Origin of the sequence: Phycicoccus jejuensis (assembly GCF_000720925.1) — a bacterium.
GTDB classification, from domain to species: Bacteria; Actinomycetota; Actinomycetes; order Actinomycetales; family Dermatophilaceae; genus Phycicoccus; species Phycicoccus jejuensis.
In genome coordinates this window covers 190,646-204,330 of record NZ_JOEE01000004.1, presented here as the reverse complement: position 1 = coordinate 204,330, position 13,685 = coordinate 190,646, and the positions used below count along the sequence as shown (strand labels likewise).

Below are 13,685 nucleotides of genomic sequence, written 5' to 3'. Positions count from 1 at the left end.
TGGGGCCAGCGTAGTGACGTCGCGCCGGGGGTGGCGCACGGGCGGCGACGGGCGCAGACTCGCGGCATGGCGGGGGCGACGGCCGAGCGACCGGCGCGACGGGTGCGCCCCGTCGGCGTCGTCGTGGCCGTGCTCACGACCGTCGTGCTCGTCTTCTTCGTCCTGCGCCTCGTCACCGACGTGCCGCACCTGGTGGACGGCACCGTCCCGGACGACGACCTCGCCGAGCTCTACGTCGCGCACCCGTGGCTCGCCTACGGCCACATGGTGCCCGGCGTCCTCTACCTGCTCGGGGCCCCGCTCCAGCTGTCGGCGCGCGTCCGGGACCGCCACCTGCGCCTGCACCGCCGGCTCGGCCGGGTGCTGCTCGCAAGCGGCCTCCTCTCGGGCGTCCTCGCCGTGGTGCTCGGGTTCGTGTTCGCTTGGGGCGGAGGGGCCGAGACGAGCGCGACGCTGGTCTTCGGCGCATGGTTCGTGCTCTGCCTGGCGCTCGCGCTGCGCGCCGTCCGCTCCGGGCGCGTCGCCGACCACCGCCGCTGGATGGTGCGCGCGTTCGCCGTCGGGCTCGGCGTGGGGACCATCCGCCTGTGGGTGGGGCTCTTCACCGGGATCCAGCTGGGGCTGCTCGGGATGGGCGGCACGACGATGCCGCTGCGGGCCACGTTCGGGGTGGCCTTCTGGCTCGGCCTGTCGATGCACGTCGTCGCCGGTGAGTGGTGGCTGGGTCGCCGACCGATGAGTCCGGCGACCACCGGCGGTCGGTCCACGTGAGCCGGCAGGGAGCCGGCCGGGAGGAGCCCACCATGGACACCACGCACGACGCCACCCGACCGGGGCCGGTCGACCTGCGCTTCGACGCCGAGGTCGTCCGCAGCGACGCCCCGGGCGGCTGGTGCTACGTCGTCTGGCCGCGGTCCGCGGAGGTCTTCGGCACCCGCGGCCTCGTCAAGGTCACCGGCACGGTCGACGGGCGGGACATCCGCACGTCCTTCATGGCGCTCGGCGACGGCCGCCACAAGCTGCCGATGACGCAGGACCTGCTCCGCGCCCTCGGCAAGGACGTCGGGGACACCGTGTCGGTCCACCTCACCGAGCGGCGCTGACCCGGTCGGGCGGAGCGGTCAGGCCTGGTCCGCGGGCCGGGCGTCGCCGACGTCGGGCGAGCCGGCGGTCTCGTCGTCCTTGACCTCGTCGATCTCGTCGACGACGCGCTCGCGCTCGGCGGGGTCCAGGGCGACGCCGGCCTCGTCGAGGCCGCGGTCCAGCTCGCCCTCGATGGTCTCGCGCTCGCCGCTGTACTCCCACGACGTCACCTCGTCAACGACGTTCTGGGCGGCCTCGGTCGCGGCCTCGTGGGTGGAGGCGTCGTCGGTGGTCTCGGGGCGGTCCTGCTCGGTCACGGGGTGCTCCTCGGGGGTCGGGACGTCGTCATCCCGACCATGCCCCGTGGCGCCCGGCGCGAAACGCGGCCGGGCGCACCGGTGCTCAGTGCCGGACGAAGGGGTTGGCGAGGACCCCGATGCCCTCGACCTCGACCTCGACGCGCTGGCCGGCCTCGACCGGCCCGACGCCCGCCGGGGTCCCCGTGAGGATGACGTCGCCGGGCAGCAGGGTGAAGGCCTTGGACGCGTACGAGACGAGCGCGGCGACGCCGTGCACCATGTCGCCCGTCGTGCCGTCCTGGACGACCTCGTCGTCGCGGCGCGTGACGACCGAGAGGGACGAGACGTCGAGGTCGGTCTCGATCCACGGCCCGAGCGGGCAGAAGGTGTCGAAGCCCTTGGCCCGCGCCCACTGGCCGTCGGAGCGCTGCAGGTCGCGCGCGGTGACGTCGTTGGCGCAGGTGTAGCCGAAGACGACCGAGAGCGCGTCCTCCGGCTCCAGGTCCTTGCACACCCGGCCGATGACGACCGCGAGCTCGCCCTCGTAGTGGACCTCGGTGCTCTGCGGCGGCAGGACGACGGGGTCGCCGGGGCCGACGACCGCGGTGTTGGGCACGAGGAACATCAGCGGCTCCTCGGGCACGTCCGTCCCCATCTCGGCCGCGTGGTCGGCGTAGTTCTTGCCGATGCCGATGACCTTGCTCCGCGGGATGACCGGGGCGAGCAGGCGCACGTCCTCGACGAGGTGCGTGGCGCCGGTCAGCTCGATCCGCTGGTAGAGGGGGTCGCCGGTGACCTCGGCGATCTTCTCGCCGGCCCCGTCGACCAGGCCGTAGACGGGGTCGTCCCCGGTGGTGAACCTCGCGATGCGCATGACGCGAGCCTACCGACCGGGCGTCGGCCTCAGGAGACCCCGGCCTTCCGGGCGGCGTCCGCGACGACGCGGCCGACGACGGCGGCGCCCTCGTCGGTGAGGTGCACGTCGAAGGCGGTGCAGATGTAGGTGAGGGTGCAGACCTGCGCGACGTTGGTCGGGACCTCGCGGCCGTTGAAGGTCGTCGGCGACTCGTCGTCGAACGCGAAGGCGGCGTCGAGCCCGACGTAGCGCGCCCCCGCGGCCTTCGTCGCCTTCTCGATGGCGGCGTCGAGCCCGGAGTACGCGGTCTTCGCGGCGTCGAGCTGGGCCTCGCCCGTGCCGAGGTAGGAGGCCGCGAGCCACGGGTTGTAGTAGCCGAGGACGAGCACCGGCACGTCGGGGCCGGCCGCGGCGCGCAGCCGCTCGACGATCGTCGGCAGGTTCTTCGCGACGGTCCGCACGCCTTGCTCGGCGCAGGCGGCGTCGACCTGCAGCCGGGCCGCGCAGCGGAGCAGGTCGTTGCCGCCGATGTCGAGGGTCACCATCCGCACGTCGGAGCCGCGCTCGCGCAGGAAGGCCTCGGCCTGGGCCAGCTGGCTGCCCTCGGCGTAGTCGCAGCGGCCGCCCTCGAGGAGGGTGCCGGTGGTCTCGCCGCTGCAGGCGAGGTTCTCGACGCCGAGCTCGGTGCCGCCCTGCGACACCCGCGCTGCGGCGAGCGCGGGGTAGGCGGTGTCGCGCCGCTCGCTGCCCCCGGGCTGGTAGCCGGCGGCCAGGGAGTCGCCGAGGGCGAGGACCACGGGGCCGTCGGGGGCCGCCGTCGCGGACGCGGACGGCGATGCGGAGGCGGAGGCGGTGCTCGAGGCCGGCGCCGGGGCCGACGAGGCGGCGGGGTCCGGCTCGGAGCCGCCGATGGTGCAGCCGCCGACGAGGGCGAGCGCGGCGAGCGCGGCGGTGAGAAGCGCGGGGCGGCGCACGGGTGGACCTCCGGGTCGGTGGCTGGACGCTGACGGGGGCGCGGCGGTGGCCGCACCTCCATCCTCACCCGCGTCCAACGCCCGAGGGCTCCCGGGTGTGCCCGGGGCGTCCCGCGGTCGCGACTACCGTGGTGCGGGTGACCGTCGTCCTGGCCCGCGAGGAGTGGCGTGGGCTCGAGCGGGCCCACGCCGAGCGGGTCGACGCCGCGACCGCCGGTCACCGCACCCGTCGCGCCGACGGGCGGGCGCACCCCGTCGAGGACTTCCTGTTCCGCTACTACAACCACTCCCCCGCGAAGCTGCGCCGATGGCACCCCGGCGCCGGCGTGCTGCTCGAGGGAGCGGCGTCCACCGAGCGGGCCGGGTGGCGGCACCACGAGGTCGTCGGCGACGGCGTCCGGCTGGACCTCGGGTCGTTCCTCGACGCGCGGGGTGGCACGGTCTCGTTCGTCCGAGAGCTGCTGACGGCCACGCTCTCGCGGCCCCCGCACCTCGGGTGCTTCGGGCTGCACGAGTGGGCGATGGTCCACCGGCTGCCCGCCGACGACATCCGCCACAGCGGGTGGCCGCTGCGCCTCGGCCCGCGGGGCACCGACGAGGTCGTCGAGCGGCACGCGGTGCGGTGCTCGCACTTCGACGCCTACCGCTTCTTCACCGAGTCGGCCGCCCCGCTCAACCAGCTGCGGCCGACGCGCGAGGAGCAGGTCGCGCACGAGCAGCCGGGGTGCCTGCACGCGGGGATGGACGTCTACAAGTGGGCGTTCAAGCTCGCGCCGCTCGTGCCGAGCGACCTCACGGCGGACGCCTTCGACCTCGCGCGCGCCATCCGCGTGCTCGACATGCAGGCCTCGCCGTACGACCTGCTCGAGCTCGGGTACGAGCCGGTGCGCATCGAGACGTCCGAGGGCAAGACCGAGTACCTGACGCGGCAGCGTGAGTTCACGGTCCGGTCTAACGCGTTGCGGCGCAGGCTCGTCGAGGTGCTCGAGCAGGGAGTCGCGCGCTCAGGCGGCGTTCGCGAAGAGCCAGTCGATGCGTCGCTCGAGCGCTGAGCCGCCTCGTCCGTCGGCGCCCGGTGGTGGGTGCGGCTCGCTCCCCCAGCCCAGCAGGGGCGGTGCGAGGGAGCGGTAGGAGTGCCCGGCCGGGGTGCGCGTGACCAGCTCGTGGGGTGAGCCACGCGTCACGGTGACGCACCAGCCCGGCGCCTCCTTGACGAGGTTGCAGCGCAGGCACTTCCCGTTCCCGTTCCATGCGCTGGTGGGCCCGCCGTCGTGGGCGGGGTGGGCGTGGTCGGCCTGGACGATCGGTGCGTCGCAGAACGGGGTCGTGCAGACGTCGTCGCGCAGCACGAGCATCCGGCGCAGCCCGCCGAGGAAGGTGCGGCGGCGGGAGTCCATCGCGACGAGGTCCCGCCCGTCGGGCGTCGTGTAGAGCCGGCGCAGCCACACGGACGCGGGGCCGGCCCCTCGGACCCATGCGCGGGCGACCGGCGCCGGTACCGAGCCGTGCCCCGGGAGGCGGGCGGGCTCGTCGAGCGGGCGGTCGGCGTCACCGGTGCCGAGGAGGGAGCGGTCGGTCATGACGAGCTGGACCTCGAGGGGCTGCACCTGCCCGTGCGTCCGCCCGGAGAGCAGGCGCAGAGCGGTGTCGGCGCTGACGGCCCCGACGCCCCGCCCGTCGGGCGCCTCGTCCTCGCACTGCCCGCCGACAACGCTCCGCGCCCGGCGCAGCAGGGCGGCGTGCGCGCCGACGATCTCGTGCAGGGGGCCGAGCACCGTCAGGTAGGCCATCCCGTCGGGAGCGGGGCGCACGCTCACCCGCCGGCTCCGCACCGCGGCCTCCATCCGGCGGACGACGGACGCGGCGTCCAGCTCTGCCGCCACCCGGGCGGCCGCCCGTCCGGCCGCGCGGGCGGAGAGCCGATGGAGGGCGTCGGCGATGCGGCGGTCGACCTCGGCCCGGTCCTCGCGGGTCAGCGTCGCGGTCTCCCGGACGACCTCGACCGCGGCCCACTCGCTCGTCGCCCCCTCGGTGAGAGCGGCCAACAGGCAGGGCATCTCGTGCACGAGCGCCCGCGCCAGGCCGACGAACCGGTCTCCGCGGCTCGGGGCCTCCCGGCGGGCGAGGGCGATCTCCGAGCCCACCGAGCGGGTCACGTCGTGCGGCGCCACCGCCTCGCGCGAGCGTCGGAGCGCGTCCGTCGCACGGGCCTGGCAGGCCGCCGCCGCGGCCTTGAGCCGCTCCAGCTCGGCGACCAGCGCGACCCGCTCGTGGTCCGTCCCGGCCCCGGCGTCGAGCGTGGCCAACGAGGCGCGCAGGGAGGCGACGACGTCCGCGGGCGCAACAGAACTTCGGCTGTCCTGCAGCGAGATCGCGCCCATCGGTCGCCCCCTTTCCCTGTGCTCCACACTCTAGGAGAAGCCACCGACAAGGCCCACCGACCTTCCGCTTCGAGGACCCCGGCGGCTGCGGGCCCGTGGCTGGAGCACCGGCCCGACCACGTAGCCGCCTGCCACCATCGTGAGGTGGCCGTCGGTCGTCCCCTCCCCGCGCTCTCGGTGCTCTGCGCGTGCGCCGCCCTCGTCGGGTGCGACTCCGGCTCCGGTCAGGTGCTGGACGCCGGCGGCACAGCGGTGCTCGTCGGGGAACGGACCAACTCCGGGGGCGACGCCCTGCTCTCGGGGCCTCTCACGGACGTCGGTGGGTGCCTGGGCGTCGGCGACACGGTCGTCGTCTGGCCCGCCGGCACGTCGGTCACCACCGACGGCCCGGCGACGGTCCACGTGCCCGGCCGGCCGTCGGCCGCGCTCGGCGACCCGGTGGACGTCGGCGGCGGAGTCGCGCTCGAACCGGGCGAGCGGCGCTCCGACCACGAGGTGGCCGGCGTCGTCGTCCCCGCGGCCTGCGCCGAGAAGGGTGTGTGGGTGGCGGCTCCCGCCTCGTGACGACGCCCCCCGAGCCGACGACCGCTGTCGTCCGCATCGCGGACCGCGTGGAGCTCACCCGCTCCCGAACCACCATCGACCGTGTCGCGGTGCGAGGGTCGAGGTCATGGCCAGCACCAACCACCACGTCAGCACGTCGCACGACCGCCCAGGGGAGGCGTCGCCCGAGGCCGTCACGAAGGCGCGCAAGGCCGTCGTCGCGTCCTCGATCGGCAACGCCCTCGAGTGGTTCGACATCATCGTCTACTCGAGCTTCGCGGTCGTCATCAGCGAGCTGTTCTTCCCCGAGGTCTCCGGCTTCGCCGCGCTGATGCTCACCTTCCTCACCTTCGCCGTCTCCTACCTCATCCGCCCGCTCGGCGCCGCGGTCATCGGCAGCTGGGCCGACCGTCACGGCCGCAAGCGCGCCCTGTCGATGACCATCCTCACGATGATGGTGGGCACGGGCCTCATGGCCGTGGCCCCGACCGCAGCCGTTGTCGGACCGGTCGCGGCCGGCCTCTGGCTGCTCGCCTCCCGTCTCGTGCAAGGGTTCTCGGCCGGCGGTGAGTTCGGCACCGCGACGACCTTCCTCGTCGAGTCGGCCCCCGACCGGCGCGCCTTCTACGGCAGCTGGCAGGTGGCGACCCAGGGCGCGGCGATGTTCCTCGCCTCCGCGTTCGGCTTCGGGCTCACCACCTTCCTGTCCCGCGAGGCCCTCTACACGTGGGGCTGGCGCGTCCCGTTCTTCGTCGGGATGCTCATCGGCCCGGTCGGCTGGTACATCCGCCGCAAGATGGACGAGACCGCCGACTTCGAGCACGCCGAGAAGCTCGACTCCCCGCTGGGCTCCACGGTCAGCACGCACCTCGGCCGCCTGCTCGCGGCCGCCGGCGCCGTCGCGCTCGCGTCGATCTCGGTCTACCTCATCCTCTACATGCCGACCTTCGCCGTGAAGAGCCTCGACCTCCCGGGCTACGCGGGCTTCCTCGGCGGGATGATCGCCGGCGTCGTCACCCTCGTCGGCACCCCCTTCGTCGGGCGGCTCGCCGACCGCGTCGGCCCGGCCCGCGTCATGACCGTCGCCGCCGTCGCCGGCCTCGTGGTCGCGTGGCCCCTCTTCCAGCTGCTCGTCGCGGTGCCGACCGTCGCCGTCCTCACCGTCGTCCAGGTCGTGTTCGGCGCGGTCATGGCCTCGTACTTCGGCCCCCTGCCGGGGCTGTACCACGACCTCTTCCCGACCAACGTGCGCACGACCGGCATGGCCGTCGGCTACAACCTCGGCGTCCTCGTCTTCGGCGGCTTCGCGGGCGCGATCTTCACGTTCCTCATCGACCGCACGGGCAGCCTCTCGGCCCCCGCGTTCTACTTCATGGCGGTGGCAGCGCTGTCACTCGTGACGATCACCTTGTGCCGCAAGCGCTTCCATCTGGCCTGAGAGGTCACGGCCCGGACACGGACCGCGCCCACCTGTTGCCCTGAGGCCGACGTGCACCTAGGGTCGCTCCACCGGCTGTGACCCAGGTCACCGTCGGGCACGGCACCCAACGGAGGGAGAGCGGGCCGATGCGACTGCGACGACTCACGGGCCTGGGGGTGGTCGCGGCCTCGGTGGCGGCGCTCGCGGCCTGCAGCGACGGCGACGGCGGCACGCCCGTCATCAACGTCTACGGCAGCACCTCCGACGCGGGGTGGACCAAGATCCTCGACGCCTGCAATGCCGCCGCCCAGGGCCGCTACACGATCCGCCCCAACCTCATCCCCAGCGACGCCGACAGCCAGCGTGAGCAGTTCGTCCGCCGGCTCGCGGCCCGCGACGAGGGCATGGACGTCCTCGGGATGGACGTCACGTGGACGGCCGAGTTCGCGGAGGCCGGGTGGATCCGCGAGCTGACCGGCGAGCAGGCGCAGGCCGCCACGGAGGGCGTGCTCCAGCAGCCGATCGACACCGCGACGTGGAAGGACAAGCTCTACGGCATCCCGCGGACGACCAACGTCCAGCTCCTCTGGTACCGCAAGTCGCTCGTGCCCGACGCGCCGACGACGTGGCAGCAGGTCGTCGACCGGGCCCAGCAGCTGAAGTCCGAGAACAAGCCGTACGTCATCGGCCTGACCGCCGCGCAGTACGAGGGCTACGTCGTCGGCTTCAACACGATCCTCTCCTCGCTCGGCGGCACGCTCGTCAACGAGGACAGCACGAAGCCGACCGTCGACGAGCGCACGGTCGAGGCGCTCGGGATCCTCAAGAGCCTCGCGACCGACGGGCTGGCGAGCGCCTCCCTCTCCAACAGCCAGGAGCCGGAGGTCTTCGCCCAGATGCAGAACGGCCAGGCGGCCTTCGCCATCAACTGGCCGTACATGCTCTCGGCGATGCGCGAGGCCAACCCCGAGGTCGCCGACGACCTCGGCTGGACCAAGCTCCCGCAGTTCAAGGAGGGCGAGCCCGCCCGCGCCACGCTCGGCGGGATGAACTACGCGATCAGCACCTACAGCACGCACCCCGACCTCGCCTTCGACGCCGCGATGTGCCTGCGCAACCCCGAGGCCGAGCTCAACGGCGCCCTCGACGCCGGCAACGTCCCGGTCCTCGAGGAGGTCTTCGACGACCCCGAGTTCCAGGAGGCCTACCCGATGTACGAGGACATCCTCGCCGAGCTCGAGACCGCCGTCCCGCGGCCCAAGACGCCTCTCTACCAGAACATCTCGACGATCGTGTCGTCGACGCTGTCGCCACCGTCGCAGATCGACCCACAACGCACGGCCGACACCCTGCGCACCGAGATCCAGGACGCCATCGACGGCAAGGGGATCCTCCCGTGAGCACCCAGACGCCGCCGGCGGTCGCCGCTCCCGAGCCCGACGAGGGCCTCGTCATCGCCCGCAAGCGCGCCAGCGAGGGCCGTCGCGCCGAGCAGCGCCTGGGGCTCATGCTCTGCGCCCCGGCCGTGCTCGTCATGCTCGCGGTCGCGGCCTACCCCATCGCCTACGCGATCTACCTGTCGTTCTTCAAGGCCGACCTGCGCAAGCCGGACGCCAACGAGTTCGTCGGCCTCTCGAACTACGTGACCGTGCTGACGAGCCCGATCTGGTGGCAGTCCTTCGGCATCACGATGTTCATCACCGTCATCGGCGCCGCCGCCGAGCTCGTGCTCGGGATGCTGCTCGCGCTCGTCATGCACCGCACCCTCGTCGGCCGCGGGCTCGTGCGCACCTCGGCCCTCGTGCCGTACGCCATCGTCACCGTCGTCGCCGCGTTCTCGTGGCGCTTCGCGTGGACCCAGGGCATCGGCTGGCTGGCCGGCGACTCCGCACCGCTGACGGACCGGTGGCCCTCGATCTGGATCATCATCCTCGCCGAGGTCTGGAAGACGGTGCCCTTCATGGCGCTGCTCCTCATGGCCGGCCTGGCGCTCGTCCCCGAGGACCTCCTCAAGGCCGCCTCGATGGACGGAGCCAGTGCGTGGCAACGGTTCTGGCGCGTCACGGTCCCGCTCATCAAGCCGTCGATCCTCGTCGCGCTGCTCTTCCGCACGCTCGACGCCTTCCGCGTCTTCGACAACATCTTCGTGCTGACCGGGGGCAGCAACGACACCTCGTCGGTGTCGATGGTGGCCTACAACAACCTGATTCGCGGCCTCAACCTCGGCATCGGGTCGACGATGGCGGTGCTCATCTTCATCACCACCGCGATCATCGCCTTCCTGTTCGTCAAGCTGTTCGGGGCCGCGGCCCCGGGAGGGAGCGGGTCCCGATGACTGCAGTCCCCATCACCCCCCAGCGACGCATCGGCTGGAGCGTCGCCAACGCGATCGTCCTCGTCTACGCCTTCGTCCCGATCATCTGGATCATCTCGCTCTCGCTCAAGGGCGACGACACCCTCAACGACGGCAACTTCCTGCCGCTCAACCCGGACACCACCGCCTACAGCGACATCTTCCGGAACAGCGACTTCATCCGGGCACTGGTCAACTCGATCGGCATCTGCCTCATCGCCACCGGCATCGCCCTGACGCTCGCGACGATGGCCGCCTACGCCATCGCCCGGCTCGAGTTCCCCGGCAAGCGGGCGATCGTCGCGACGTCGCTCCTCATCTCGATGTTCCCCCAGATCGCCCTCGTGACACCGCTGTTCAAGATCGAGACGGCGATCGGCATCTTCGACACCTGGCCCGGGCTCATCCTCCCGTACATCACCTTCGCCCTGCCGCTGGGCATCTACACCCTGTCGGCGTTCTTCCGCGAGATCCCCTGGGAGCTCGAGAAGGCCGCCCAGATGGACGGCGCCACGCCCTACCAGGCGTTCCGCCGGGTCATCGCCCCGCTCGCCCTCCCGGGCGTCTTCACGACGGCGATCCTCGTCTTCATCGCCTGCTGGAACGACTTCCTCTTCGCGATCTCGCTCACCTCGACCAACTCGGCGCGCACCGTGCCCGCCGCGATGTCGTACTTCACCGGCGCGACGACGTTCGAGAAGCCCACCGCGGCCATCGCGGCCGCCGCCGTCGTCATCACCATCCCGATCGTCCTGTTCGTCCTGTTCTTCCAGCGGCGGATCGTCGCCGGCCTCACCTCGGGAGCGGTCAAGGGCTGACGCCCGCGACCCGGACCACGAAGGAGCACCCCATGGCAGAGATCGTCCTCGACCACGTCGTCAAGCGGTACCCGGACGGCGCCCTCGCCGTCGACGACCTCAACCTCGAGATCCGCGACGGGGAGTTCATCATCCTCGTCGGGCCCTCGGGCTGCGGGAAGTCCACGACCCTCAACATGATCGCCGGGCTGGAGGACATCACCCAGGGCGAGCTGCGGATCGACGGCCAGGTCGTCAACGACAAGGCGCCCAAGGACCGCGACATCGCGATGGTCTTCCAGTCGTACGCGCTCTACCCGCACATGACCGTCGCCGAGAACATGGCCTTCCCGCTCGTCCTCGCCAAGGTTGACCAGAAGACGATCGACCAGAAGGTGGGCGAGGCCGCCGAGATGCTCGAGCTGACCAACCACCTCGACCGCAAGCCGGCCAACCTCTCCGGCGGGCAGCGCCAGCGCGTCGCGATGGGCCGCGCGATCGTCCGCAGCCCCAAGGCCTTCCTCATGGACGAGCCGCTGTCCAACCTCGACGCCAAGCTCCGGGTCCAGATGCGCACGCAGGTCTCGCGCATCCAGAAGGCCCTCGGCACGACGACCGTCTACGTCACCCACGACCAGACCGAGGCGATGACCCTCGGCGACCGCGTCGTCGTCATGCGCGGCGGCATCGTCCAGCAGGTCGGCTCCCCCACCGAGCTCTACGAGCACCCGACCAACCTCTTCGTCGGCGGCTTCATCGGCAGCCCGTCGATGAACTTCCTCCCGGCCACGATCGAGGGCGACCGGCTGCAGACCGGCCTGGGCGAGCTGACCGTCCCGGGCGCCGTCCGCCGCGCCGTGCAGGAGTCGACCAGCAAGCAGGTGCTCATCGGGTTGCGGCCCGAGCACTTCGAGGACGCCTCCCTCGTCGGCGACAAGCCGGGCGCCACCGTCACGGTGCCGGTCGACCTCGTCGAGTCGATGGGCTCGGACGTCTACGCCTACTTCACCGTCCAGGGCGAGCAGGTCACCTCCGGCGACCTCGAGGACCTCGCGAAGGACACCGGGCAGGACATGGTCGGCGAGGGCACGACGGTCACGGCGCGGCTCGACGCCGCGGCGCGCGTCCGGGCCGGGCAGCAGGCCGAGCTGTGGGTCGACACCTCGAAGATGCACGTCTTCGACGTCGGCAGCGGTCGCAACCTCACCGCCGGCGTCGGCGAGCACGCCGACGCCTGACGCGCGTCAGCGGGGCGGCACCTGCGCGCGGACCAGCCCGTAGGTGACCGACTCGACGAGCGCGTCCCAGCTCGCCTCGAGGATGTTCGCCGCGACCCCGATCGTCGTCCACGACGTCGTGCCGTCGGAGGTCTCGATGAGCACGCGCGTCACGGCGTCGGTGCCGTGGGCGGCGTCGAGGATGCGCACCTTGTAGTCGATGAGCTCGAGGCCGGCGAGCTCCGGGTAGGTGGTGGCGAGCGCGGCCCGCAGCGCGTGGTCGAGCGCGTTGACCGGCCCGTTGCCCTCGCCGGTCTCGACGTGCCGCTCCCCCGCCGCGCGCACCTTGACGGTGGCCTCGGACAGCGCGTCCTCGTCGCCCCGCGCGTCGGTGATGACCCGCCACGACTCGGTCTCGAAGAACGCGGGCAGGCCGCCGTCGAGCTCGCGGCGCAGCAGCAGCTCGAAGCTGGCGTCGGCGGCGTCGAAGGTGTACCCGCGCAGCTCCTTCTCCTTGACGGCGGCGAGCACCCGGCGCAGCGTCGCGGCGTCCGCCTCGTCGGAGGCGTCGAGGTCGAAGCCGAGCTCGCGGGACTTCAGCTCGATGGACGCGCGCCCGGCCATGTCGGAGACGAGCATCCGCATGTCGTTGCCGACGTGCTTGGGGTCGAGGTGCTGGTAGAGGTCGGGGTCGACCTTGATGGCGCTCGCGTGCAGGCCGGCCTTGTGCGCGAACGCGCTCGAGCCGACGTACGGCTGGCGCGAGTACGCCGGCACGTTGGTCACCTCGGCGATGGCGTGCGCGATCCGGGTCGCCTCCTGGAGGCGGTGCGGCTCGAGGAGCGCGCGGCCCTGCTTGAGCTGGAGGTTGGCGACGACGGTCAGCAGGTCGGCGTTGCCGGTGCGCTCCCCGTAGCCGTTGACCGTGCCCTGCACGTGCGTGGCGCCGGCGTCGACGGCGGCCATCGAGTTGGCGACGGCGCAGCCGGTGTCGTTGTGGCAGTGGATGCCCACGCGCGCGCCGGTCGAGCGGACGACGTCGTCGACGATGCCGCCGACCTCGCCGGGCAGCAGCCCGCCGTTGGTGTCGCAGAGGGCCGCGACCTCCGCGCCGGACTCCATCGCGGCCCGGACGACCTCGAGCGCGTAGTCGCGGTCGGTGCGGTAGCCGTCGAAGAAGTGCTCGGCGTCGAGGAAGACCCGGCGGCCCTCCCCGACGAGGAAGGAGACGGTGTCGCGGACCATCTCGAGGTTCTCGGCGAGCGTCGTGCGCAGGGCGCGCTCGACGTGCCCGGTGTGCGACTTGGCGACGAGCGTGACGACCTGCGCCCGGCTGTCGAGGAGCGCGCGCACCAGCGGGTCGGTGTCGGCACGGCCGCCGGCCCGGCGCGTGGCCCCGAACGCGGCGAGGGTGGCGTTGTGCAGCCGCAGGTCGCGTGCGGCCCGGGCGAAGAACTCGGTGTCCTTGGGGTTGGCCCCCGGCCAGCCGCCCTCGATGTAGCCGACCCCGAGCTCGTCGAGGTGCGCCGCGATCGCCATCTTGTCGGCGACGGAGAGGTTGAGCCCCTCCTGCTGCGCCCCGTCACGCAGGGTCGTGTCGTACACGTGCAGGTCGGTCATCGGATCCATCCGCGAGTCAGGCCGGTCTCCCGGCGCCCGTGCCCCGGCCCGTGCGGGCCGGGGCGTCGACGCGTGGTGCTTCGTGCTCCATCATCGCCTCGCCGGTGCCCGGTCGCCCGCGGGGGTGGGCGGTCGACCGTCT

14 protein-coding genes are annotated in these 13,685 nt (G+C 72.6%); 9 read left to right on the top strand and 5 right to left on the bottom strand.

Annotation, left to right across the window (positions count from 1 at the left end; translation table 11 throughout):
- The first annotated feature begins 66 nt into the window (after positions 1–66).
- Together IG69_RS20975 and IG69_RS0109445 are read left to right on the top strand one after the other, a co-directional pair.
- A complete protein-coding gene (locus IG69_RS20975) occupies positions 67–771 on the top strand; it encodes a DUF2306 domain-containing protein (protein WP_051750399.1) in 705 nt (234 codons plus the stop codon).
- A 32-nt stretch (positions 772–803) separates the two neighbouring features.
- The gene (locus tag IG69_RS0109445; RefSeq protein WP_051750398.1) at positions 804–1,103 is read left to right on the top strand and encodes a DUF1905 domain-containing protein; all 300 of its coding nucleotides are present in this window, start codon (positions 804–806) and stop codon (positions 1,101–1,103) included.
- An 18-nt stretch (positions 1,104–1,121) separates the two neighbouring features.
- On the opposite strand, the gene IG69_RS0109440 is transcribed toward IG69_RS0109445, so the two are convergent.
- From IG69_RS0109440 to IG69_RS0109430, 3 genes are all read right to left on the bottom strand, one after another.
- On the bottom strand, positions 1,122–1,400 hold the full coding sequence (locus IG69_RS0109440) for a hypothetical protein (RefSeq protein ID WP_030527916.1): 279 nt from the start codon (positions 1,398–1,400) through the stop codon (positions 1,122–1,124).
- Positions 1,401–1,485: 85 nt separating this feature from the next.
- Entirely contained in the window at positions 1,486–2,256 is a 771-nt protein-coding gene (locus IG69_RS0109435) for a fumarylacetoacetate hydrolase family protein (RefSeq protein ID WP_030527915.1), read from the bottom strand.
- Positions 2,257–2,285: 29 nt separating this feature from the next.
- Positions 2,286–3,212 carry an SGNH/GDSL hydrolase family protein gene (locus IG69_RS0109430; RefSeq protein WP_030527914.1) on the bottom strand — a complete coding sequence of 309 codons (927 nt, stop codon included), beginning with the start codon at positions 3,210–3,212 and terminating at the stop codon, positions 2,286–2,288.
- 131 nt (positions 3,213–3,343) lie between these two features.
- On the opposite strand from IG69_RS0109430, the gene IG69_RS0109425 reads away from it, so the two are divergent.
- On the top strand, positions 3,344–4,264 hold the full coding sequence (locus IG69_RS0109425; RefSeq protein ID WP_425414802.1) for a 3-methyladenine DNA glycosylase: 921 nt from the start codon (positions 3,344–3,346) through the stop codon (positions 4,262–4,264).
- Here IG69_RS0109425 and IG69_RS0109420 read toward each other — a convergent pair.
- Entirely contained in the window at positions 4,217–5,593 is a 1,377-nt protein-coding gene (locus IG69_RS0109420) for a 13E12 repeat family protein (RefSeq protein ID WP_051750396.1), read from the bottom strand. The two genes, IG69_RS0109425 and IG69_RS0109420, sit on opposite strands and share 48 nt — an antisense overlap.
- A 144-nt stretch (positions 5,594–5,737) precedes the next feature.
- On the opposite strand from IG69_RS0109420, the gene IG69_RS0109415 reads away from it, so the two are divergent.
- The 6 genes from IG69_RS0109415 (at position 5,738) to IG69_RS0109390 (ending at position 11,944) form a co-directional block, all read left to right on the top strand.
- Complete coding sequence (locus IG69_RS0109415; protein ID WP_030527911.1) at positions 5,738–6,157, top strand: hypothetical protein; 420 nt, start codon at positions 5,738–5,740, stop codon at positions 6,155–6,157.
- A 106-nt stretch (positions 6,158–6,263) separates the two neighbouring features.
- Positions 6,264–7,574 (top strand): MFS transporter, encoded by a 1,311-nt coding sequence (locus tag IG69_RS0109410; protein WP_036829640.1) that lies wholly within the window; start codon positions 6,264–6,266, stop codon positions 7,572–7,574.
- Positions 7,575–7,702: 128 nt separating this feature from the next.
- Positions 7,703–8,956, top strand: a complete 1,254-nt coding sequence (locus tag IG69_RS0109405) for an ABC transporter substrate-binding protein (RefSeq protein WP_030527909.1) — start codon at positions 7,703–7,705, stop codon at positions 8,954–8,956.
- The gene (locus IG69_RS0109400) at positions 8,953–9,891 is read left to right on the top strand and encodes a carbohydrate ABC transporter permease (RefSeq protein ID WP_030527908.1); all 939 of its coding nucleotides are present in this window, start codon (positions 8,953–8,955) and stop codon (positions 9,889–9,891) included. The genes IG69_RS0109405 and IG69_RS0109400 overlap by 4 nt, the downstream gene beginning before the upstream one ends.
- Positions 9,888–10,727, top strand: a complete 840-nt coding sequence (locus IG69_RS0109395; RefSeq protein ID WP_030527907.1) for a carbohydrate ABC transporter permease — start codon at positions 9,888–9,890, stop codon at positions 10,725–10,727. Before IG69_RS0109400 ends, IG69_RS0109395 begins: the two co-directional genes overlap by 4 nt.
- A 32-nt stretch (positions 10,728–10,759) precedes the next feature.
- Positions 10,760–11,944: an ABC transporter ATP-binding protein gene (locus IG69_RS0109390; protein WP_030527906.1), complete on the top strand. Its 1,185-nt coding sequence runs from the start codon at positions 10,760–10,762 to the stop codon at positions 11,942–11,944.
- Between the two features lie 6 nt (positions 11,945–11,950).
- On the opposite strand, the gene cimA is transcribed toward IG69_RS0109390, so the two are convergent.
- Positions 11,951–13,543 carry a citramalate synthase gene (gene cimA / locus IG69_RS0109385; RefSeq protein ID WP_030527905.1) on the bottom strand — a complete coding sequence of 531 codons (1,593 nt, stop codon included), beginning with the start codon at positions 13,541–13,543 and terminating at the stop codon, positions 11,951–11,953.
- Positions 13,544–13,685 lie beyond the last annotated feature (142 nt).